General features: G+C 42.6%; 23 protein-coding genes and 1 other annotated feature. Of the genes, 19 read left to right on the top strand and 4 right to left on the bottom strand.

The window, feature by feature from the left end; genetic code table 11:
- The first annotated feature begins 3 nt into the window (after nucleotides 1-3).
- The 9 genes from mreD (at nucleotide 4) to D7Y06_RS10770 (ending at nucleotide 8,230) form a co-directional block, all read left to right on the top strand.
- Nucleotides 4-522: a rod shape-determining protein MreD gene (mreD, locus tag D7Y06_RS10810; RefSeq protein ID WP_120407807.1), complete on the top strand. Its 519-nt coding sequence runs from the start codon at nucleotides 4-6 to the stop codon at nucleotides 520-522.
- Nucleotides 515-3,367: a penicillin-binding transpeptidase domain-containing protein gene (locus tag D7Y06_RS10805; RefSeq protein ID WP_120407842.1), complete on the top strand. Its 2,853-nt coding sequence runs from the start codon at nucleotides 515-517 to the stop codon at nucleotides 3,365-3,367. The genes mreD and D7Y06_RS10805 overlap by 8 nt, the downstream gene beginning before the upstream one ends.
- Nucleotides 3,368-3,388: 21 nt before the next feature.
- Nucleotides 3,389-4,069, top strand: coding sequence for a septum site-determining protein MinC (locus tag D7Y06_RS10800; RefSeq protein WP_120407806.1), 681 nt, complete (start codon nucleotides 3,389-3,391; stop codon nucleotides 4,067-4,069).
- 20 nt (nucleotides 4,070-4,089) lie between these two features.
- On the top strand, nucleotides 4,090-4,875 hold the full coding sequence (minD, locus tag D7Y06_RS10795) for a septum site-determining protein MinD (protein ID WP_120407805.1): 786 nt from the start codon (nucleotides 4,090-4,092) through the stop codon (nucleotides 4,873-4,875).
- 14 nt (nucleotides 4,876-4,889) lie between these two features.
- Nucleotides 4,890-5,168: a cell division topological specificity factor MinE gene (gene minE, locus D7Y06_RS10790; protein ID WP_120407804.1), complete on the top strand. Its 279-nt coding sequence runs from the start codon at nucleotides 4,890-4,892 to the stop codon at nucleotides 5,166-5,168.
- Nucleotides 5,169-5,176: 8 nt separating this feature from the next.
- On the top strand, nucleotides 5,177-6,298 hold the full coding sequence (locus D7Y06_RS10785; protein WP_120407803.1) for an FtsW/RodA/SpoVE family cell cycle protein: 1,122 nt from the start codon (nucleotides 5,177-5,179) through the stop codon (nucleotides 6,296-6,298).
- Nucleotides 6,295-6,690, top strand: a complete 396-nt coding sequence (locus tag D7Y06_RS10780; protein WP_120407802.1) for a methylglyoxal synthase — start codon at nucleotides 6,295-6,297, stop codon at nucleotides 6,688-6,690. Before D7Y06_RS10785 ends, D7Y06_RS10780 begins: the two co-directional genes overlap by 4 nt.
- A complete protein-coding gene (locus D7Y06_RS10775; RefSeq protein ID WP_243119259.1) occupies nucleotides 6,674-7,675 on the top strand; it encodes a D-alanyl-D-alanine carboxypeptidase family protein in 1,002 nt (333 codons plus the stop codon). Before D7Y06_RS10780 ends, D7Y06_RS10775 begins: the two co-directional genes overlap by 17 nt.
- Nucleotides 7,676-7,810: 135 nt before the next feature.
- Nucleotides 7,811-8,230: a twitching motility protein PilT gene (locus D7Y06_RS10770; protein WP_120407801.1), complete on the top strand. Its 420-nt coding sequence runs from the start codon at nucleotides 7,811-7,813 to the stop codon at nucleotides 8,228-8,230.
- A gap of 60 nt (nucleotides 8,231-8,290) precedes the next feature.
- On the opposite strand, the gene D7Y06_RS10765 is transcribed toward D7Y06_RS10770, so the two are convergent.
- Nucleotides 8,291-8,503, bottom strand: a complete 213-nt coding sequence (locus tag D7Y06_RS10765; protein ID WP_120407800.1) for a DUF378 domain-containing protein — start codon at nucleotides 8,501-8,503, stop codon at nucleotides 8,291-8,293.
- Between the two features lie 114 nt (nucleotides 8,504-8,617).
- Here D7Y06_RS10765 and D7Y06_RS10760 point away from each other — a divergent pair, with 114 nt between their 5' ends.
- The 8 genes from D7Y06_RS10760 to D7Y06_RS10725 are packed head-to-tail and all read left to right on the top strand — an operon-like array spanning nucleotide 8,618 to nucleotide 15,338.
- Complete coding sequence (locus tag D7Y06_RS10760) at nucleotides 8,618-10,009, top strand: HlyD family efflux transporter periplasmic adaptor subunit (RefSeq protein ID WP_243119257.1); 1,392 nt, start codon at nucleotides 8,618-8,620, stop codon at nucleotides 10,007-10,009.
- Between the two features lie 26 nt (nucleotides 10,010-10,035).
- Nucleotides 10,036-10,728: a YggS family pyridoxal phosphate-dependent enzyme gene (locus D7Y06_RS10755; protein WP_120407798.1), complete on the top strand. Its 693-nt coding sequence runs from the start codon at nucleotides 10,036-10,038 to the stop codon at nucleotides 10,726-10,728.
- A 15-nt stretch (nucleotides 10,729-10,743) separates the two neighbouring features.
- On the top strand, nucleotides 10,744-11,259 hold the full coding sequence (locus D7Y06_RS10750; protein ID WP_120407797.1) for a cell division protein SepF: 516 nt from the start codon (nucleotides 10,744-10,746) through the stop codon (nucleotides 11,257-11,259).
- Nucleotides 11,260-11,274: 15 nt separating this feature from the next.
- The gene (locus D7Y06_RS10745; protein ID WP_120407796.1) at nucleotides 11,275-12,045 is read left to right on the top strand and encodes a YlmH family RNA-binding protein; all 771 of its coding nucleotides are present in this window, start codon (nucleotides 11,275-11,277) and stop codon (nucleotides 12,043-12,045) included.
- 14 nt (nucleotides 12,046-12,059) lie between these two features.
- On the top strand, nucleotides 12,060-13,148 hold the full coding sequence (aroB, locus tag D7Y06_RS10740; protein ID WP_120407795.1) for a 3-dehydroquinate synthase: 1,089 nt from the start codon (nucleotides 12,060-12,062) through the stop codon (nucleotides 13,146-13,148).
- Between the two features lie 46 nt (nucleotides 13,149-13,194).
- Nucleotides 13,195-13,728 carry a signal peptidase II gene (gene lspA / locus D7Y06_RS10735; protein WP_120407794.1) on the top strand — a complete coding sequence of 178 codons (534 nt, stop codon included), beginning with the start codon at nucleotides 13,195-13,197 and terminating at the stop codon, nucleotides 13,726-13,728.
- Nucleotides 13,729-13,731: 3 nt separating this feature from the next.
- Complete coding sequence (locus tag D7Y06_RS10730) at nucleotides 13,732-14,655, top strand: RluA family pseudouridine synthase (RefSeq protein ID WP_120407793.1); 924 nt, start codon at nucleotides 13,732-13,734, stop codon at nucleotides 14,653-14,655.
- A 47-nt stretch (nucleotides 14,656-14,702) separates the two neighbouring features.
- Nucleotides 14,703-15,338 (top strand): cytidylate kinase-like family protein, encoded by a 636-nt coding sequence (locus D7Y06_RS10725; RefSeq protein WP_120407792.1) that lies wholly within the window; start codon nucleotides 14,703-14,705, stop codon nucleotides 15,336-15,338.
- A gap of 203 nt (nucleotides 15,339-15,541) precedes the next feature.
- Here the strand turns inward: D7Y06_RS10725 and dtd are convergent, their stop codons facing one another.
- The 3 genes from dtd to D7Y06_RS10710 are packed head-to-tail and all read right to left on the bottom strand — an operon-like array spanning nucleotide 15,542 to nucleotide 19,509.
- A complete protein-coding gene (gene dtd, locus D7Y06_RS10720) occupies nucleotides 15,542-16,003 on the bottom strand; it encodes a D-aminoacyl-tRNA deacylase (protein WP_120407791.1) in 462 nt (153 codons plus the stop codon).
- Nucleotides 16,004-16,017: 14 nt separating this feature from the next.
- Nucleotides 16,018-18,459, bottom strand: a complete 2,442-nt coding sequence (pheT, locus tag D7Y06_RS10715) for a phenylalanine--tRNA ligase subunit beta (RefSeq protein ID WP_120407790.1) — start codon at nucleotides 18,457-18,459, stop codon at nucleotides 16,018-16,020.
- 21 nt (nucleotides 18,460-18,480) lie between these two features.
- Nucleotides 18,481-19,509 carry a phenylalanine--tRNA ligase subunit alpha gene (locus D7Y06_RS10710; RefSeq protein WP_442970414.1) on the bottom strand — a complete coding sequence of 343 codons (1,029 nt, stop codon included), beginning with the start codon at nucleotides 19,507-19,509 and terminating at the stop codon, nucleotides 18,481-18,483.
- A 93-nt stretch (nucleotides 19,510-19,602) separates the two neighbouring features.
- Nucleotides 19,603-19,831, bottom strand: a binding site (T-box leader).
- A 234-nt stretch (nucleotides 19,832-20,065) separates the two neighbouring features.
- On the opposite strand from D7Y06_RS10710, the gene D7Y06_RS10705 reads away from it, so the two are divergent.
- Nucleotides 20,066-20,647: a hypothetical protein gene (locus D7Y06_RS10705; RefSeq protein WP_120407788.1), complete on the top strand. Its 582-nt coding sequence runs from the start codon at nucleotides 20,066-20,068 to the stop codon at nucleotides 20,645-20,647.
- The coding region (locus D7Y06_RS10700) for an ISAs1 family transposase (protein WP_330566432.1) at nucleotides 20,643-21,320 on the top strand (678 nt) is incomplete at its 3' end. The genes D7Y06_RS10705 and D7Y06_RS10700, both read left to right, overlap by 5 nt.

The following is a 21,320-nucleotide window of genomic DNA, read 5'->3' as shown; positions in this document are numbered from 1 at the left end:
GGCATGAAACGTAAAATTATACTTGCAGTTGCGGTTATTCTATGCTTTGTACTGCAAAGTACTGTATTCCAGGCACTTTCTTTTGCCTCCATCGCCCCGAACCTTCTAATCGTCCTCACGGCTTCCCTGGGATTTATGCGGGGGAGAAAGGAAGGAATGCTTGTAGGATTTTTCAGCGGCCTGCTCTTAGACATTTTCTTTGGAAGTGTCCTTGGGTTCTATGCCCTGCTTTATATGTATGTGGGATATATCAACGGCTTTTTCCAGAAAATATTTTTTCCGGAGGATATTAAGCTTCCCATCATATTGCTTTCTGCCAGTGACGTGGCATGTAACCTTTTCGTATATTTTTTCCAGTTTTTATTTCGGAAAAAGTTTGCTTTTTCCTATTATCTGTTCCATATCATTATCCCTGAATTAGTGTATACCATACTGGTAATGATTTTCCAATATTTTATTATTTTGAAAGTCAACCAAAAACTGGAAGCGGAAGAAAAGAGGGGTGCAGCAAAATTTGTTTGAGACAGTAAAAGAGTATATTATAAATTTTTTTAAATCCAGGTTATTTGTTCTCTCAGCAGCCATGATTTTGTTATCCGCCATTTTAATCCAGCAGGTGTTTGTGCTTCAGATTGTAAATGGGGAGGAATATCTTAACAATTACCGGCTGAAAATTGAAAAAAAGAGGGAACTAAAGAGCACCCGGGGAAATATTTACGATAGAAACGGAAACCTGTTGGCCTACAATGAGCTGGCCTATTCCATAACCATAGAAGACAACGGAAGTTACGGGGACACAAAAGAAAAAAATACCTCCGTAAACCAGGAGCTTTACCAGATTCTTTTAAAAATGGACGCCAACGGGGATACCATTGACAATGATTTTGAGATTGTAAGAAAGGACAACGGCTCTTACGAATTCAATGTGGAGGGAAAGGCAAAACAGAGGTTTTTGGCAGATGTATACGGGCATCCCTCCGTGGACAGCCTGAAATTTAACAATAAACTGGGCTATGACGAGGGGAAAGCCACTGCAGAACAGGTGATGGAATATCTTCAGAGCAGCCGTAAATTCGGCATAGCAGAGAAATATGAAGGGGATATGGCATACCGGATTACCGTGATACGCTACGCCATGTCGGAAAACAGTTTCCAGAGATATATTTCCACCACAATCGCCACAGATGTCAGCGATGAGACCGTGGCCTACGTCAGCGAAAATGCAGATAAGCTCCAGGGCGTGGAGGTGGAGGACGACACCATCCGCCGGTATGTGGACAGCAAATATTTCGCCCATATCATTGGCTATACGGGAAAAATTTCCCAGGAGGAGTACGAGGATCTGTCAAAGGAGAATGAGGATTACAGCCTTACGGATGTCATTGGAAAGTCAGGAATTGAGCGGTATCTTGACGGGGAACTCCAGGGCACAAAGGGCTCTGAAACGGTGTACGTGGATAATATGGGAAAAGTTGTGGAAACCACAGAGCGCACAGAGCCAAAAGCCGGGGGAAACGCCTACCTTTCCATTGATGCGGAACTGACAAAGGCCGTTTACGATTTATTGGAGCAGGAAATTGCGGGAATTGTATACGACAAAATGATAAATGTGAAAAATTACGACCCCTCCTCTGAGCGGAAGGAGTCTGACATTAAGATTCCCATCGATGATGTGTACTTTGCACTGATTAACAATAATGTCATCGATACAAAACATTTTTCCGCAAAGGATGCCAGCGCCGCAGAGCAGGGGGTTTACAGCGCTTTTCAGGCAAAGCAGTCCGCCGTGCTCTCCGAGATAAGGACAGAGCTTACAGATATGCCCACGCCCTTTGGAGCCCTTTTAGAGGAAGAGGAAGACTACATTTCCTACATTGTAAACCTTTTGAAAGATGAAAAGATTCTTGTCTCCGACAGAATCGATACGGAGGATTCCCTGTACAAACAGTGGGCGGAGGGCAATGTGAGCCTTATGGAGTACTTAAATTACGCCATTGCCCAGAACTGGATAGACATCACCCGTTTTTCCGTGGAGGAAAAATACTCCGATTCCGATGAAATTTACCGGGCCCTTCTGGACTATCTGATTGAGGAGCTGGGGGAGGACAACGATTTTTCCAAATATATCTACAAGTATATGATTAAGCAGGAATTAATCGCAGGGGCACAGCTCTGTGTGATTCTCTATGACCAGGGGGTGCTGGAATATGATGAATCTCAGGTTTTTGCATTGACATCCGGTGATATCTCGGCATATAATTTTATACGTGAGAAAGTGCAAAATCTGGAAATTACCCCGGCACAGCTGGCACTTGACCCCTGTTCCGGTTCCTGTGTCATTACAGACGTAAAAACAGGTGAGGTTCTTGCCATGGTTTCCTATCCGGGATACGATAACAACCGCCTTGCCAATGTGGTGGACGCAGAGTATTTTGCAAAATTAAACAGTGACCTTTCCAATCCCCAGTACAATTACGCTACTCAGGAGCGCACCGCTCCCGGTTCCACCTTTAAACCTCTGGTGGCTGTGGCAGGATTTTCGGAAGGCGTAATTGACACCTCCACCATTATCCGGGATGAGGGAAGATTCACAAGGCTTGAGGAAAAAGGGCCTACTTGCTGGGCATATCCCTCCAACCACGGCTCTATCAATGTGTCCCAGGCCATAGAGCATTCCTGCAATTACTATTTCTATGAAGTGGGATACCGTCTCAGTTTAAACGGATTTACTTATAATGAAGACAAAGGCATAAAGACCCTTCAGAAATATGCCCAGTTATTTGGATTAAATGACAATACCGGTATTGAGATTCCGGAGTCAGAGCCCAAGGTGGCGGATGAGTACCCCATTACCGCTTCCATCGGCCAGAGTAACAACAGCTATACCACATCCCAGCTTGCCAGGTATATCACTGCAGTGGCAAACAAGGGTACCGTATATCAGGAGACTCTTTTGAAAGAGTTAAAAGACTCTGAGGGCAACGTGATAAAAACATATGAGCCCACGGTGAAAAACACAGTGGATATTTTAGACTTTAGCCAGTGGAATTCCATTCATGAGGGAATGCGCATGGTGGCGGAAGGATTAAGCTGTTTTAAAGATTTCAGGATTCCTGTAGCCGGTAAGACAGGTACGGCGCAACAGGTAAAAAACCGTGCAAATCACGCACTTTTTGTGGGATTTGCCCCCTATGAAAATCCAAGGATATCCATTGCAACAAAAATTGCCTTCGGGTACACTTCCCACAATGCGGCGGATGTATCTAGAGATATTCTCTCTTACTACTTTAAAGTGGAAGACAGGGAAGATTTAATAAACGGACGGGCCAGCGTAATAGATGAAAGCGCCAATTCATTTGCAGATTAACCATAGAAGAGGAGGGAATTTATGTCTCAGCCAGTCATTATCAAAAGCAACAGGTACGGCATCAATTTGATTTTGGATAAGACCACGCCCTTTCGGGAACTGCTTGGCCATATTAAGGAAAAGTTTTTAGAATCGGATAAGTTTTTCAAAAATGCCAGAATGGCCATTTCCTTTGAGGGAAGGGAACTTACACCGGAAGAAGAGTATGAGATTATTGATACGATCACCCAAAATACAAGTATTCACATTGCCTGTGTAATTGACAACAATGAAATCAGGGAACAATTAGTGAAACAAAAAATGGACGAGTATGACAGTATGGCGGCAGGGAATACGGGAAAAATATATAAGGGAACCCTGCGCTCCGGCCATGTCCTGGAAAGCGAGACAAGCCTTATTGTCATCGGGGATGTAAATCCCGGGGCAAAAGTGGTTTCCGCCGGAAATATTGTGATTCTTGGGGCCCTAAAGGGGACGGCTTACGCCGGTGAGACAGGGGATGACACCTGCTTTGTGGCAGCCCTTGATATGAACCCCATGCAGATTAAAATAGGGGATGTTATTGGCAGAAGCGAGGACAAAGGATTTTTAGCCTCTTTAAGGGAACGCAGGAAATCCACCGCAGAGCCCCAGATTGCAACCGTGTCCGGGAGCCAGATTCTAATCGAGCCAATTACGAAAAATACATTTAATAATATTTAGAAATTCAGGAGGATTTTGTCATGAGCGAAGTAATTGTAATTACATCCGGGAAAGGCGGCGTGGGAAAAACCACTACAACTGCCAATGTAGGTACCGGGTTGGCGCAGCTAAATAAAAAAGTAGTTTTAATCGATACAGATATCGGGCTCCGGAACCTAGACGTGGTGATGGGTCTTGAGAACCGCATTGTCTACAATCTGGTGGACGTGGTGGAAGGAAACTGCCGCATTAAGCAGGCGCTGATTAAAGACAAAAAGTATCCGGATCTGGCTCTTTTGCCCTCTGCCCAGACGAGGGATAAGACAAGCGTCACACCGGAGCAGATGAAAAAACTTACCGACGAGTTAAGAGAAGAATTCGACTACATACTGTTAGACTGTCCGGCAGGAATTGAGCAGGGATTTCAAAATGCCATTGCCGGGGCTGACAGGGCACTGGTGGTTACAACACCGGAAGTCTCCGCAATCCGGGACGCAGACCGTATCATAGGGCTTTTGGAAGCCCATGAGATAAAGCAGACCCAGCTTATCGTCAACCGTCTCCGCATGGATATGGTAAAGCGGGGGGATATGATGACAGTGGATGACGTTTGTGAAATTCTTGCCATCAAATTAATCGGCGTGGTTCCCGATGATGAGCAGATTGTCATTTCCACAAACCAGGGGGAACCCTTAGTCGGCACTGACGCCATGGCTGGAAAGGCATACGCTAATATCTGTAAACGTCTTTTGGGAGAGGAAGTTCCATTTCTTGATTTAGACAAGAAAGAAAATGTTTTTACCAAATTAGCAAGCTTGTTTAAATAATGAGAGGAGAAAAAATGGCATTAGCGGACTTTTTTAAGAAGAAAAACTCCGGTGATGTGGCAAAAGACCGTCTGAAATTTGTACTTGTCTCGGATCGCGCCAACTGTTCACCGGAAGTTATGGAGAAAATTAAGAATGATATTATCAATGTAATATCAAAATACATGGAGATAGATGCGGAAGGGCTGGATATCCAGATTACCCAGACAGAATCAGAAAACAACAACGGAACAGTTCCTGCGCTGTATGCAAATATCCCAATCAAGGAACTGCATCACTCCTCTGGAAGATAGGAATTTTTATGCTGAAACAAATAAAACTACGAAATTATAATTTCAGACTGATCTTATATGTTCTGGTACTTACAATCATTGGAATACTGGTAATAGGCAGTGCCAGGGAATCTGTGCAGAATAAACAGATTATGGGGCTTGTGATGGGAATTGGGCTTATGGTTATGGTTTCCATGATAGATTATTCTTTTCTGTTGAAATTCAGCTGGATATTCTATTTTATCAACATTATACTGCTTGTTATGGTAAGATATATGGGAGAAAATACCAATGGCTCCACCCGGTGGGTAACCATTGCAGGTATTCGGTTTCAGCCTTCGGAATTGTCAAAAATAATTATTATTCTATTTTTTGCCTATTTTTTTATGAAACACCAGGAAAATTTAAACACAGTTAAAATTTTGGCGGAATCCTTTATATTAGCAGGAATTCCACTGATTCTAATTAAAAAGCAACCGGATTTGTCCACCACAATTGTAACGGCATTAATTTTTGTTGCCCTCTTGTTTATTGCGGGATTAAGTTATAAAATAGTAATAGGTGTTTTGGCAGTCAGCCTGCCCACCATGATTATATTTATCAGCCTTATCTTACAGCCTGACCAGAAAATACTGGATCCTTACCAGTACAAACGTATTATGGCATGGCTGGAACCGGAAAAATATGCGGATGCTGCTTACCAGCAGCTCAATTCCAAAATGGCTATCGGTTCCGGACAGTTGTGGGGAAAAGGCTTATATAACAGCCAGATAACATCTGTAAAAAACGGTAATTTTATCGCAGAACCCCAGACAGATTTCATTTTTGCAATCGTGGGGGAAGAATTGGGTTTTATGGGTTCAGTCATTGTAATTGTGCTTTTGCTGCTTATCGCGCTGGAATGCATTCTTGTTGCAAGGAAGGCAAAGGATCTTTCCGGAAGGCTGATTTGCTGCGGAATCGCATCTTTGGTTTGTTTTCAGAGTTTTGTAAATATTTGTGTAACCACCGGACTTATGCCCAACACCGGCCTGCCGCTGCCTTTTGTCAGTTACGGTTTGACATCACTGCTCACCCTCTACATGGGAATCGGACTGGTTCTCAATGTAGGACTACAGCCTAGAAAATACGGAATGGGGGACTTAACATGAACATCGGACTTATCGCACATGACTCGAAGAAAAAATTAATGCAGAACTTTTGTATTGCCTACAGAGGAATCCTCTGTAAAAATGAACTGTTTGCCACTGGGACAACGGGACGGCTGATAGAGGAAGTGGCAAATTTAACCATTCATAAATATCTTGCAGGCCATCTGGGCGGCGCCCAGCAGCTAGGCGCCCAGATTGAGCACAACGAAATAGATCTGGTTATATTTTTAAGGGACCCTCTGACGCCTAAGTCCCATGAACCTGACGTGGACAGTGTGGTTCGTCTCTGTGACACCCACAATATCCCGCTGGCAACCAACCTTGCAACAGCAGAATTATTGATTAAATCTTTAGACCGAGGAGACTTAGAGTGGCGTGAAATGTATAAATAGAAAACTGACATGCCTGCTTTTTCTCTGCCTGCTTTTACCCGGATGCGGCGAAAAAAATAAGGAAGTTACCTTTTCGGATGCCTATCAAATCTACCAGACATCCCAGAAATATCAAATGGTATCTGTGGAGGATACATCCCTGCAGAATACATATCCTTTTTTTGCTGAAAAATACTGTATTTCCGACGGAAAAGCCCTTGGAATCGAAAAGACGGATTCCCAGGTGGCAAAGGCTGCAGGTGTATTTAACCTTGATACAAAAGAAGTAACTTACTGCCAGAATATTTATGAAAAAGTATATCCGGCCAGCACAACAAAAATTCTCACCGCCTATGTGGCATTAAAGTACGGGGATTTAGACAGCATCTACCAGGTCAGCGCCAGGGCGGCGGATCAGGAAATCGATTCCTCCGTGTGCAATTTAAAAGAGGGAGATTACCTGTCCTTAAAACAGCTTCTTTACGGCCTTATGATGCGCAGCGGCAATGATGCTGCCATTGTAATCGCCGAGGGAATTTCAGGGAGCGTGGAAGAATTTGCAAAGCTTATGAATGAGGAGGCAAAGGCCCTTGGAGCCTTAGATTCCCATTTTGTAAATTCCAACGGCCTGCAGGACGAAGACCACTACACAACCGTTTATGACATGTATCTCTTTTTCCAGGCAGCCATACAAAATCCCCAATTTATTGATCTCATCACCGAGACAGAGTACACGGCTCAGTATCTGGACAAAGATGGAATGACTGTGGAACAAGTGTGGAACAGCACAAATAAATACCTTATGGGAACAGAGGATGCCCCCAGGGGAATTACCGTAATCGGCGGAAAGACAGGGACTACCCATGCAGCGGGATACTGTCTGGTGCTTTACTCCACCAACAGCAATAATGAGCAGATTGTCTCCATAGTTATGAAGGCGGACTGCCGGAATAATCTGTATTACTACATGAATGAATTATTGTATGGTTTTACCGGCAATTCTTAAGATTCTTACAGGTTTTTTCACAGTTGTACCAATTAGCGGTTGAATTTTCATTACATATAAATTATAATTATTTTATAGAAAAAAATTCACAAGACAGCATGGATTTTTGAAGAGAGAAAACAGGAGGAAATGGCCATGGTTCAAATTATTGCAGGGGAAAAGGGAAAAGGAAAGACAAAAAAGCTATTAGAGACGGTAAATGCTGCGGTTATGGCGGCAAATGGTAATATCGTGTATCTGGATAAAAGCCAGAAGCATATGTACGAGCTGAGCAACAGAGTCCGTCTTGTAAACGTAACAGATTATCCTATTACAAATTGTGACGAGTTTATGGGATTTATTTGCGGAATCGTATCACAGGATAACGACTTGGAAGAACTTTATCTTGACAGTTTCCTCACAATTTCCAATATGAAAGACGATGAAATTACACATGCCATTGAGAAATTGGATATTATCAGTGAAAAGTATAATGTGAAAATTGTTTTAAGCGTTTCAAAAAATGAGAATGAACTTCCGGAATGTGCAAAGGCAAAACTCATTGTTTCCCTGTAAATACTACATAGGATAAAAGGACTGTCACAAGGGCAGTCCTTTCTTCTTGCATCCTTTGGGTTAAGCCTGCTCAATGCTGCGGATTCTGCCGTATACACTGAGCAGATAGATGCCGCCGATACCCACAAGGGCATATACGATTCTGGAAACCCAGGACATATCCCCAAAGAGAAATGCAACCAGATCAAAGCGGAAAAACCCGATTAATCCCCAGTTTACTGCGCCGATAATCACAAGGGTGAGCAATATATAGTCTAATACTTTTGAGTTCATAAACATACCTCCTTTTTTCTTAGTATTTCTTTTTTCCTGTGTATTATACATTGTTTTCTTTCACCGAAAATGTTACAATATAATTTAGAATTTAATTGTAAAGGCGGTATTTTTGTGGCAAAAAGCAAGAAAGTAGTGCGGTATCGTAAGCCATTTCATTTAAATATAGGATTTATTACATTTGGAATTATTTTCATTTATATGATGTTTTATGTATATTCTTATTTTACGTCCACCCATACCTCTGTATATGAAGTGGTACAGGGCACCATAGCCATCAATAATTCCTATACGGGCCTTGCCCTAAGAAAAGAGGAAGTTTTTCCCACGGACAGGGCAGGCTCCATTAATTACTATGTAAAAGACGCATCAAAGGTAGGTGCGGGGGATCTGGTGTACTCTGTGGATACAGACGGCTATATCGCAAAGCAGATAAACCAGGCCAGCCAGGATGCCTCCAAGCTCTCCCAGGAGGACTTGGCAGATATCCAGAACCATATTTCCGAATTTGGAAAAAGTTACAGTTGGAAAACATTTTATGACATCTACACATTTAAAAGCGATTTAAATTCCCGGATATCGGAGGCTTTAAGCATAGAGGCCTTAGATTCCATCTCTGATGCGGTAACTATGGCAGAGAGCAATGCCACGTTCCATAAAGGGACTGCGGCCAGAGACGGGGTAGTCGTGTATTATACAGACGGCTATGAAGGGGTTACCCCAGAAAATTTCACGGAGGAAATGTTTGACGAATCCAGATACGCAAAAATAAATTTAAAGGACAGGCCCACCGTGGAATCCGGGGATAACGCTTACAAAATTATTACCAGTGAAAAATGGAATCTTATCATTCCCATTACCCTGGACACCAAGCGCCTGCTCCGGGATTCCACCACTGTGCGTGTAAAATTTAAAAAAGATAACTCTATTCTGCGCATTCCCTTTGAGACTGTGGAGAAAGGCGACACTACCTATATGATACTGTCTTTGCACAATTCTATGGTAAGGTTTGCCACAGAGCGTTTTGTGGAACTGGAACTTTTGTTTGACGAGGAGACGGGACTAAAAATTCCCAATTCCTCCATCGCCGCAAAGGACTTTTTTACCCTGCCCATGGAATATTTCCAGAAGGGGGATAATTCCGACAGGGAAGGCGTTGTACGGCGGCGTACAGACAAAAACGGCGTTTCCACAGAAGAATTTGTCGTCCCTGAAATATATTTTGCCACAGAATATGAATATTATGTGGACGGAGAAAATATAGCCGAGGGAGATGTGATTATAAAGCCAAATTCCAGTGAAACTTACACTGTAAAAGACACGGCAAAGCTGGAGGGAATTTACAATATCAACAAAGGATATGCGGTTTTTAAACAGATTGACATTATTTACCAAAATAATGAGTACTCCATTATCCGCAGCGACACGGACTACGGCATTTCCCTGTACGACCATATCGCACTGGACGGAAACGCCGTTACGGAAAATGCATTGATTAATGACTAAATAGAAAGAGAAAGAAGGAAATAGAAATGTTAAAGGAAAATTTAACACATGTCCAAGAAAATATAGCACAAGCCTGCAAAAACGCCGGGCGAAAGAGGGAAGAGGTAACTCTTGTGGCAGTGAGCAAGACAAAACCTGTCTCCATGCTCCAGGAGATTTATAACTGCGGAGTCCGGGACTTTGGGGAAAATAAGGTTCAGGAAATCTGCGATAAAAGAGAAGAGATGCCAAAGGACATGAAATGGCATATGATTGGACATCTTCAGAGAAATAAGGTAAAATACATTATCGGGGATGTGGCTTTGATCCATTCTGTGGATACCTACCGTCTGGCGGAGGAAATCAATATTCAGGCCAAAAAGATAAAGCGCATTGTACCTGTGCTGATACAAGTGAATATTGCCGGGGAGGCCACAAAATTTGGAATTTCCCGGGAAGAGACCCTTCAGCTTGTGACAGAGATATCAAAACTGGACAGCCTGCGCATCAAAGGACTTATGACAATTGCGCCCTTTGTGGAAAATCCTGAGGAGAATAGAGCCTATTTTCGGGAAATTAAGGAATTATCTGTTGACATAGCTGCAAAAAACATTGATAATGTATCTATGGATATTCTATCTATGGGCATGACGGGAGATTATATGGTGGCTATTGAAGAGGGGGCTACCATCGTCCGTGTTGGCACCGGAATCTTCGGGGCCAGAAATTACAATAAATAGTTAGGAGAACCTTTCATGGGAGTACTTGATAGTTTTTTAAATATGATGCGTCTAAATCCGGATGATGAGGATGATTTTTACGATGATGATTATTATGAAGAAGAGGAAGCACCAGTAAGCAAAAAAACCTCCCGCAGGGAAAAATCAGAATCCCTCCGGGAAGATACATATGAACCAGTGAGTAAAAATAAACCGGGGCAGAAGATTACCCCCATGCGCCCTGCAAAGAAGCAGGGCGCAAGCGGCATGGAAGTCTGTGTAATCAAACCTACCACAGTGGAAGATGCAAGGGAGATTACAGAAACTCTATTGTCAAACCGCACCGTTGTGCTAAACGTGGAAGGTCTGGATGTGGATATTGCCCAGCGCATTATCGATTTTACTTCCGGTTCCTGTTTTGCCATCAGCGGCAATCTGCAGAAAATATCAAATTATATTTTTATTATTACACCGGCATCCGTGGACATTTCCGGGGACTTTCTGAACCTAGTGGATTCTTTCAGCAGTTCAGGAATACATACTGATTTTTAAATAATAAGGTGAATTATGAAATACCAAGAAGAAGAGCTTTTATTAAAAAAACGTTTTATTGATTTATCCCGTCTGGCAGACAAAAGGGATATGGTAACTTTCAGCAATTTTTTAAATTTGAATGAAATTAACCTGTTTTTCCAGACTGTTTCTGAGTTAACAACACAGTATAAGCTTTCTGGAGGATACGAATTTGCAGAGCGTCAGATGGTGTCATTTATCCCTGATGCTCTTTCTCTTACCCCGGGATATCAGGTAAAATTTCCCATATGCTGCTTAAAGTTTGTGCCGGTAAATCCAAAATTTGCAGAAGATCTGACCCACCGGGATATTCTTGGAGCATTGATGGGATTGGGAATTGAGCGCTGTAAAATAGGGGATATCAAAGTAAGGGACCAGGCATATTACCTGTTTTGCGAGGAGGAGCTTAGCGATTATCTCTTATCTTCCCTGAAAAGTATACGCCGCACTTCGGTGCGGGGGGAAAAAACAGAGACAGGAGAATTACAGATTACACAGGAATTTAAAGAAATTTCCGGAATTGTGTCCTCTCCAAGGCTTGACAGTGTGGTGGCATTTCTCACGGGAAAAGCCCGTTCAAAAAGTGTCCTGCTGATACAGGGCCAGAAAGTTTTTGTTAATGAAAAACTAGTAAGCTCTAACGCCTATGAATGCAAGGAAAGTGACACGATATCCATACGAGGATATGGAAAATATATCTTTCTGGGATGCACCGGAGAGACAAAAAAAGGGCGCACTAAAATTAATATAAAAAAATATGTGTAAGAGGAGAATGACATATGTCAAAAATAATTAATGTTTTCTACGAAAACAAACCCTGCTATGATATTGTAATTGAGCAGGATTTCCACGCTATGGCTGAGAAACTGAAAAACGCAGGCTGTGATTCCAGCCAGAAAGCCTGTATTGTCACGGACTCTAATCTCGCAGAGTTTCATCTCAAAGAATTAGAGCAGGAACTTAGGACTTTCTTTCCCACTGTGGTATCTTTTATCTTTCCCGCAGGGGAGGAGAACAAAAACCTGGATACGGTTCAGAAAGTCTATGAGACTTTAATCGCAAACCACTTTGACAGACATGACCTTCTGATTGCGTTTGGAGGCGGCGTCGTGGGGGATTTAACAGGCTTTACGGCGGCTACCTACCTTCGGGGTATTGATTTTATCCAGATTCCCACAAGCCTCTTGTCCCAGGTGGACAGCAGCATAGGAGGAAAAACAGGCGTGGATTTTTCCCAGTATAAGAATATGGTGGGAGCTTTTTATCAGCCCAAACTTGTGTACATGAATATTCTCCTTCTAAAATCACTTCCACTGGAACAATATTTATCAGGTATGGCAGAAATAGTAAAACACGGTTTAATAAAAGACAAAGAATACTATCTCTGGATACAGCAGCATTATAATGACATTATGCTGTTTAACATACCGATTATTGAGGAAATGATTTACCGAAGCTGCATGATTAAGCAGGAAGTAGTGCAGAATGACCCTAAGGAAGAGGGAGAGCGGGCACTTTTGAATTTTGGACATACCATCGGACATGCTGTGGAAAAATTAACCGATTTTAAGCTCTTTCACGGGCAGTGCGTGGGAATCGGCATAGCTGCCGCATCTTATATTTCCTATGAGCTGGGCGGCATTACCAAAGAGGAGTATCTGGACATTTTAAATACTCTGCAGCACTTTGCAATCCCTATTAGAGTAGGAAAAATAAAAGCAGATGAAATTTTTTCTGTGAGCAAATCCGACAAAAAAATGAACGCTGGGAAAATAAAGTTTGTTTTACTTTCTTCTGTGGGAAATGCCTATGTAACCTCTGATTTAAGCCAGGAACAAATTCGCGCCGGTATAGCGTCTATCCTATAGATTAAATTATTTCATTTTAATAGAATTTGCCCAGAGGTTAAAGTTTATGAAACATTCTTTAAACATTACAGGAAAGTCAAAAAAAATAGCAGGAATTCTGATAATTTTATTCTTGATTATACTAGACCAGGCCACGAAATACTTGGCGGTGGCACATTTAAAAGATTCCCCTGCCTTTGAACTGATTCCAAATGTCTTTGAATTATATTATCTGGAAAACCAGGGGGCGGCTTTCAGCATCCTCTGGGGACAGAAGACATTCTTTGTCATCATAACCGGAATTCTTTTTTTAATCATGTTTTATTTATACCTAAGATTGCCTGAAAAAAACAGGTATGTCTGGGTAAAACTTGTTCTTGTTTTACTGATGGCAGGTGCTGTGGGCAACCTGATTGACAGGTGCGCCCACAATTATGTCATTGATTTCTTTTATTTTAAACTGATTAATTTTGCAGTTTTTAATGTGGCGGATATCTATATTACAGTTGGAGCGTTTCTTTTCATTCTTACCTTCTGTTTTTATTATAAAGAGGAGGAAATTGACGAGATCCTGCCGTTTCTAAAAAAGAAAGAAAAATAAATTATGGATAATATTATACATTTTCAGGTAGAAGAGAAGGAAGTTGATTATAGATTAGATAAATATCTTTTTAATAAATTGACAGACTTTTCCTTTTCCAGATCTTTTATCCAAAAATTAATTAAAGACAAATTTGTCTTTGTGGACGGAAGAGAAGCAAAATCAAATTGTAAATTAAAATATGGGCAGAACATTGAAGTTGTCATGCCTCAACCAAAGGAAACAGAAATTCTTCCCGAGAATATTCCACTGGATGTCCTGTATGAGGACAGTGACCTGCTCATTGTGAACAAACCCAAAAATATGGTGGTGCACCCCTCAAAGGGACACATCACAGGAACTTTGGTAAACGCCGTTATGTTTCACTGTAAAGACAGTTTATCCGGTATTAACGGGGAAATCCGCCCAGGTATCGTCCACCGGATAGACAAAGACACCACAGGCTCTCTGATTATATGCAAAAATGATGAAACTCATATTGCCATAGCAGAGCAGATTAAGGTTCATTCCGTAAAACGGATTTACCGTGGAATCCTTCTCGGACATTTGAAAGAGCCGGAGGGAAAGGTGGAGGGAAATATTGGCAGGCATCCCACAGACAGAAAAAAAATGGCCATTGTCCCGGAGGGGAAAAGCGCCATCACCCATTACAGGGTAATCCGGGAATTTTCCAATGCCTCCTATGTGGAATTTCAGCTGGAAACCGGCCGGACCCATCAAATCCGTGTTCACATGGCCAGCATAGGCCATCCTCTGTTGGGAGATGTCTTATATGGCAGCCAGAAAAATCCCTATCACTTGGCAGGGCAGGCCCTGCACGCAATGACCATTGGATTTATTCATCCCAAGACAGGAGAATATATGGAAGTTTCCGCACCCCTGCCGGAATATTTTGAAAAGCTGTTGTTAACGCTGGACAGAAGCTAAACAATAGCTTATAATATATATAACATACAAGTAAAGGTGGGAGATTTATGGGTAATCAAATTTATACAATCGGAAGAGAATTTGGCAGCGGCGGCAAAGACGTAGGTGTTGCCCTGGCAGAAAAGCTTGGCGTGAAATGCTATGGAAAAGAACTTTTGGCGGAAGCAGCCAAGGAAAGCGGATTCTGTACGGAGATATTTGAAAATCACGACGAGAAACCTACGAATAGTTTTTTGTATTCCCTGGTGATGGATACCTATTCTTTTGGAGGCTATTCCTCGGCGCCATTTTTAGATATGCCTTTAAACCATAAAGTCTTTTTGGCACAATTTGACACCATAAAGAAGATTGCAGAAAAAGAATCCTGTGTATTTGTAGGGCGCTGTGCCGATTATGCTCTGGCAGACCACAATGACTGTCTCAACGTGTTTATTCACGCAAAGCTTGACTACAGAACAGACAGAATTGCCAAAGAGATGGATTTGACTATGAACAAAGCCAAAGATGTGGTGCAAAAAAATGATAAACAAAGGGCAAGCTACTATAATTATTACACCAGCAAAAAATGGGGGGATTCCCGCAGCTATGATTTATGCCTTGACAGCAGCCAGCTTGGAATTGAGGGCTGTGTGGAAATGATTCTTGCCTATCGGAAGTTATTTGATGCAAATAAAAAACAATGAACTTGAAATAATGATAAAGAATCCACAGAAAAATTTTGCGGATTCTTTTTTTATGAAGAAATATCTATGGAGGAAGACGGATTAAACTATTCGCAAAAGAATAGTTTAACGAAAAGTTTGTACGATTTCTACAGAGATTTTATTCTGAGAAACTTCGTACAAATTGTTTCGTTAAACTATTTTGGGAACTTCATAAAACTTCATTATAATTTATCTCCCAGAAGTTCTCTGGAATCCAATATTATTGTGAAGGGTCCGTCGTTCTCCAGATTTATTTTCATGTCTGCTCCGAAGATTCCGGTGGCTGTGGGATAATCCATAGCTCTGCATTGCTCTATAACATATTCATACAATTCGTTGGCCTTATCCGGATTTCCCGCCTGGGTGAAGGACGGCCGGTTTCCTTTTTTACAGTCGGCATATAAGGTGAACTGGGAAACCAGTAAAAGGCTTCCCCCCACGTCTTTTAATGCCAGGTTGGTTTTTCCTTCCGCATCTTCAAATATCCGAAGGCCAATGAGTTTTTTTATCATTTTGTCGGCGATTTCCCTTGTATCACTTTCTGAGACACCGATAAGTACCAGAAAACCCAAACCGATTTCACCTGTTATTTCCCCGTCCACTTTGACACTGGCATGGTTTACCCGCTGAATTAAAAATTTCATATTTTACTCCTGTTTTAAGCCCTTAAATCGATATCCAGCTCATTTTTTAAGTTCTTGCATATCTTTTCCACAAATTTTTGAACGGTATCGCCTTCAAATGCCTCGTTTTTCGGCTCAAATGTCACCGTGTAAGCCATACTTTTCTTCCCTGCAGGAATCTGGCCGCCTTCATATACATCAAATAATTTGATTTCTTTAACATATTTATTTGCTTTCCGGATGCACTCTTCTACTTTCCCATAGGTAATTTCTTTGTCCATGACAAAGGCCAGGTCACGCTTTTCCTCCCCGTATTTTGACAGGGGGCAGAATTCTATCTTGCTGCCGTACCATTTTGCCAGAAGTTCCAGGTCAAGTTCCATAAGAAATGCACTGGTACGCATATCAAGTTCATCCTGAATATCATAAGCCACTTTTCCAAAATAGCCAATCTCCTCTCCCTGACAGGATATGGAAACGGTCTGGTAAGGGTGAAGGAATGTCTTTTCTTTTTTCTCAAAGGTAAATACAATGCCCATGCTCTCTGCAATGGTGCCTGCAATTCCCTTCATGGTATAGAAAGTCTCTTCCTGGCCGAAAATTCCTACACACAGAGTATCTCTTTCCTGGGGATACTCTGTTAAGGGCAGAGATTTGGGCACAAATATTTTTGCCGTCTCAAAAAGCCTTCCCTCTAAAATGCCCTGTTTTTCGTTCCTGGAAATAGCGTTTAGCATAGATGCTGCCAGCGTGGTTCTCATAAGGGATAAGTCCTGATTTATGGGATTTAAAATCTGTATGGCGTTCCTCTCTTTTGCATCCTCCGGGAATTTTAAAAGGTCCAAATCGGATGGGGAAAAGAAGGAATAATGCATACACTCATGGATTCCCATGGAACAGAGGGTTCTCTTTAATGCCAGCTCCCCCTTCTGCCGGAGGGTATATCCTCCCATTGTCACCTGGGCGGAGGGCATAAATGTGGAGGTAATGTGGTCGTAACCGTACATGCGGATGACTTCTTCCGCCACATCCGGGTAGCGCTCCACGTCTTCTCCCTGGGGCAGCATATCTTCCCGGTAAGCCGGAACCTCTATGGAAAGTTCATCCCCGTCAATCTTAGGGTTAAAGTTAAGACGTTTCATAATATTTAAGATATCTTCATCCGGAACGGTAATACCAAGAACGCTGTTTACCTTTTGAATGCTAACCTTCATGGGGGTAGGCTCTATGGAATTGCCTGTATTGACATCCACGTGAGTGCAGGAAATTTTGCCGCATCCTAATTCTTCGATTAAATGAAGGGCACGTTTCATTCCAAGAACCACGGAATATTCATCCACCCCTTTTTCATATCTTGCGCTGGCATCCGTATTTTTTCCCAGGCTGCGGGCAGTTTTTCTCACATTATCCCTGGCAAACTTGGCGGATTCAAAGATAACCCCTTCTGTGGTGTCCCGAATCTCTGAGTTTAATCCCCCCATAACCCCTGCCAGGGCCACAGGTTTTCCCCCATCGCAGATTACCAGGTTTGCCGGGGACATGGTGTATACCTGCTCATCCAATGTAACGATTTTTTCCCCTTCTCCTGCTCTTCTCACCTGAATCTCATTTCCTTCCAGGTAGGAACAGTCAAAGGCATGCATAGGCTGTCCGATTTCTTTTAATACATAGTTTGTGATATCCACCACATTGGAAATGGAAGCCATTCCCACCAATGCCAGGCGGCGTTTCATCCATGCGGGGGATGGGGCGATTTTTACATCATAAACATAGTGGGCCGAATAACGGGGACATAAATCCTGGGCTTCCACGGAAACGGTAAAACCTTCTTTCTTTACCTCCGTCTCTGTGTAATCTGTGGAAGGCATTTTTAATTCTTTCCCTAGCACAGCAGCAACCTCTCTGGCCATACCTAAAATGCTCTGGCAGTCCGGTCTGTTTGCAGTCAAGGCAATATCAAAAATCCAGTCGTCCAAACCTAACATGGGCTTTACATCTTCCCCTGGTTTTGCGTCCTCAGGAAGGACTAAAAGTCCGTTATATCCTGCACCGGGATATAAATCTTCTGTCAGCCCCAGTTCCACGCCGGAACAAAGCATTCCAAAAGATTCAAATCCCCGGAGTTTGCCCTTTTTAATTGTGGCAACACCTTCAACGGTTTTATGGTCTTTTGCAGTGGCATAAACTGTTGCCCCCACCAATGCCAGTGGAAATTTCCCACCCTCTTTTACGTTATCAGCGCCGCAGCAGACCTGGAAAGTCCCCTGTTCCCCAGCATTTACCTGACACACAGAAAGGTGGGTGTCGGGAATGGGTTCGCATTTTTCCACATACCCTGCCACAACTTTGTTAATATCTTTTCCCAGCTCATATTTCTCTTCCACTTCAAACCCGGCATCGAACAGTTTCTTTTCCAGTTCCTCCGGCGTCACATCTATCTCAACATAATCCTTCAGCCAACTTAATGGTAAAATCATAATAAAATCTCCCTTACCCTTTTATTTGTCATTTATCTGCTGTAAAACCCTTATATCGGAATTAAACAGAAGCTTAATGTTATTGATTCCATATTTCAACATGGCAGTGCGCTCCAAGCCGATTCCAAAGGCAAATCCGCTGTATTCTTCAGAGTCAATGCCGCAGTTTTCCAATACTTTTTTGTTTACAACACCGGCGCCTAAAATCTCAATCCACCCCGTTCCTTTACAGAGGCTGCAGCCCTTTCCGCCGCAGGCAAAACAACTGCAGTCAACTTCCACGGATGGCTCCGTAAATGGGAAGTATGAGGGTCTTAAACGTGTGGTGGTGCCTTCGCCATAGACTTTCTGTACAAAAACATCCAACATTCCCTTCAAATCACTTAAGGTAATGCCTTTATCCACCACAAGGCCTTCCATCTGGCTAAACATGGGGGAATGGGTGGCATCATCATCGGAGCGGAACACTTTTCCCGGAGATAAAATCTTAATGGGGGGCTTCTTTTTTTCCATCACATGAATCTGCCCTGCGGAAGTCTGGGTGCGCAGCAAAAATTCGGGAGACAGATAAAAAGTGTCCTGCATATCCCTGGCAGGATGGTCTTTCGGGGTATTTAAAGCGGTAAAGTTATAATAGTCCGTCTCAATTTCACTGCCCTCAAAAATTTCAAATCCCATCCCTGCAAAAATATCAATCAACTGGTTTCTCACCAGGGTCACGGGATGAAGATTCCCGATTTTTGCCGGCTCAGCTGGAATGGAGATATCAATTTTCTCCTTCTCATATCTGCGGGAAAGTTCCAGCTCTTTCACTCTTTTTTCCATATTGGAAAAACGGCCCATGGCCCATTCTTTTAACTCATTTACGGATTTCCCGTAACTTGCTTTTTCTTCCGGGGCAAGATTTTTCATTTCCTTCATAAGTTCGCTGATTTTACTCTTCTTGCCTTCCAGGTAAACATTTTTGAATTCATAGAGTTCTTTGGAACTCTTCAGTACATCCAGTTCGTTTTCAATCTTCGCTTTTAAAGCGGACAGATTTTCCGACAATACGTTTTTGTCCTGCATATCATTTCCTGCTTTCTCTCTTAATTTTTTGGGTATTTACTGATACCAGGCAGAAAAAAAGTCCCATGGCTCTTGCCATGGGACGAAACTATTCGCGGTACCACCCAATTTCAGATATTTTGTGGATATCTGCTCTCTTCTTGCTTTAATGCAGCAACTACATCCGCTTACTCTAAGAGTATTAGCTTTCGCGGAAGACTCCAATGCTGAAATTCATCTGCAGGCGACTGGCATACTCGCAGCAAAGGTATGCCTCTCTGAAAATCGCTGGTGCCGATTACTTACACATTTTCTCAGTCCCGGTTATTATATACAATTTGTAATGAAAAGTCAACTGCCGGCGCATTTTTTTATACATCATTTTGATGGCAATAAGACTAGGGCTGTTTCACGAAGAAATATAAAAATAAAATAAAGCTCTCTAAAAAGCCAACTTAGGTTTTGTACTCATACAACCTCAAAAGCTGGCTTTTTTCTTTCTGGTAGAGTATAATATATTCAATAGTAGGAGTATATTCATGCAGAAAGGAGAAGGATTATGTCAGAAAAAGTATATCCGGATTGGGTACAGAAACAGAAAACAACAGGAACCACAGTAAAAAAGGTAGGAAATAATTATTACCTGTATAAGCATTCTTCAAAACGGGTCCCTGGAAAGAAAAATCCAGTTCCCGTAGATACCTATATTGGAAAAATTACCCCGGAAGGGGTTAAAAAAAGCGGTTCCAAAAAGGTTGCTGTAAATGATGCAGAGGTCATTGTGAAGGAGTATGGATTTTCAAGGTCTGTGGAAGCGCTCTGCCCTGCCGGGTGGAAGGAGCCCTTGGGCAAAAACTGGCAGGAAGTGCTTGATTTTATCATTGTCCGGGAATCTCCGGAATCCTATATCCCCCAGATCCGGCAAGTACCGGCGCAGCTGGAACCCCATATCCAGCTGGGAGCCCAGAAAGCTGCCCTCCAGAGAAGGATGAAGAAAGAGTATGGTGTTGATCTTAAAGAACTCAGGCAGCTTTCTTCTATATATATGGTCAGTGTTTCCGGAAAAAAGCTGGTTTCCAAAATATCGGAAGAACAGAAAGAGCTGCTGGAAAGCCTGGATCTGAAACTGGAGGTGGATTAGGGCTTTCTTCCATACACGGCCGCTGATCGACTGGCTGCGTGATATCCCCGATCCCAGGAGCAGCCGGTCAAAACCACATGAACTGGCGGAAATCTTTGTCTGTATCATTATGGGGCTGCTGGCAGGAAAAACAAAGCTGCGCCGTATTGTCAGATGGAGCAAAAGGCATTTGGAGGAACTTCGGAGACATATGCCGTTTCCAAACGGAGTGCCATCCGTATCGACCATGTCAAGAGTGCTGGCTGCAGTTGATGAGGAAATGGTGTCCCTTGCGCTTATCAACTGGATCGGGGAGATCCTTAATCCAAGGGGGATACATATCGCAATTGATGGGAAGGGACTGAGGGCAGCAGCACGCAAAGTAAGGGAGGAAAAGACACCGTATATTTTGAATGCGATCGATGCTGCGTCCGGGCTGGTGATCGGACAGCTTGTTATCCATGGGAAGGCAAATGAAATGACTGCGATCCCTGAACTTTTGGAACTGTTGGAGATAGAGGGGAGTACCATCACAATTGATGCGATCGGTGCGACAGAAAACATCATGAATGCAATCCACGACAATGGCGGGGAGTTTGTCCTTCAGGTGAAGAAGAATTGTCCGGAACTGTATGCAGAATTAATGAGGCTGTTTGAAGGGCTTTCAGAAGACAGGGAAAATAACCCGGAAGAG

Origin of the sequence: Roseburia sp. 1XD42-69, from assembly GCF_003612565.1 — a bacterium.
Taxonomy (GTDB): Bacteria; Bacillota; Clostridia; order Lachnospirales; family Lachnospiraceae; genus Roseburia_B.
The sequence above is the reverse complement of the archived record's forward strand: the minus strand, read 5'-3'. Positions and strand labels throughout refer to the sequence as shown.

What these genes read in the sequence shown, in the direction of transcription:
- mreD (WP_120407807.1), top strand. Translation starts at nt 4, where the DNA reads ATGAAACGTAAAATTATACTTGCAGTTGCGGTTATTCTATGCTTTGTA.
- D7Y06_RS10800 (WP_120407806.1), top strand. Translation starts at nt 3,389, where the DNA reads ATGTCTCAGCCAGTCATTATCAAAAGCAACAGGTACGGCATCAATTTG.
- minD (WP_120407805.1), top strand. Translation starts at nt 4,090, where the DNA reads ATGAGCGAAGTAATTGTAATTACATCCGGGAAAGGCGGCGTGGGAAAA.
- minE (WP_120407804.1), top strand. Translation starts at nt 4,890, where the DNA reads ATGGCATTAGCGGACTTTTTTAAGAAGAAAAACTCCGGTGATGTGGCA.
- D7Y06_RS10785 (WP_120407803.1), top strand. Translation starts at nt 5,177, where the DNA reads ATGCTGAAACAAATAAAACTACGAAATTATAATTTCAGACTGATCTTA.
- D7Y06_RS10780 (WP_120407802.1), top strand. Translation starts at nt 6,295, where the DNA reads ATGAACATCGGACTTATCGCACATGACTCGAAGAAAAAATTAATGCAG.
- D7Y06_RS10770 (WP_120407801.1), top strand. Translation starts at nt 7,811, where the DNA reads ATGGTTCAAATTATTGCAGGGGAAAAGGGAAAAGGAAAGACAAAAAAG.
- D7Y06_RS10765 (WP_120407800.1), bottom strand. Translation starts at nt 8,503, where the DNA reads ATGAACTCAAAAGTATTAGACTATATATTGCTCACCCTTGTGATTATC.
- D7Y06_RS10755 (WP_120407798.1), top strand. Translation starts at nt 10,036, where the DNA reads ATGTTAAAGGAAAATTTAACACATGTCCAAGAAAATATAGCACAAGCC.
- D7Y06_RS10750 (WP_120407797.1), top strand. Translation starts at nt 10,744, where the DNA reads ATGGGAGTACTTGATAGTTTTTTAAATATGATGCGTCTAAATCCGGAT.
- D7Y06_RS10745 (WP_120407796.1), top strand. Translation starts at nt 11,275, where the DNA reads ATGAAATACCAAGAAGAAGAGCTTTTATTAAAAAAACGTTTTATTGAT.
- aroB (WP_120407795.1), top strand. Translation starts at nt 12,060, where the DNA reads ATGTCAAAAATAATTAATGTTTTCTACGAAAACAAACCCTGCTATGAT.
- lspA (WP_120407794.1), top strand. Translation starts at nt 13,195, where the DNA reads ATGAAACATTCTTTAAACATTACAGGAAAGTCAAAAAAAATAGCAGGA.
- D7Y06_RS10730 (WP_120407793.1), top strand. Translation starts at nt 13,732, where the DNA reads ATGGATAATATTATACATTTTCAGGTAGAAGAGAAGGAAGTTGATTAT.
- D7Y06_RS10725 (WP_120407792.1), top strand. Translation starts at nt 14,703, where the DNA reads ATGGGTAATCAAATTTATACAATCGGAAGAGAATTTGGCAGCGGCGGC.
- dtd (WP_120407791.1), bottom strand. Translation starts at nt 16,003, where the DNA reads ATGAAATTTTTAATTCAGCGGGTAAACCATGCCAGTGTCAAAGTGGAC.
- pheT (WP_120407790.1), bottom strand. Translation starts at nt 18,459, where the DNA reads ATGATTTTACCATTAAGTTGGCTGAAGGATTATGTTGAGATAGATGTG.
- D7Y06_RS10705 (WP_120407788.1), top strand. Translation starts at nt 20,066, where the DNA reads ATGTCAGAAAAAGTATATCCGGATTGGGTACAGAAACAGAAAACAACA.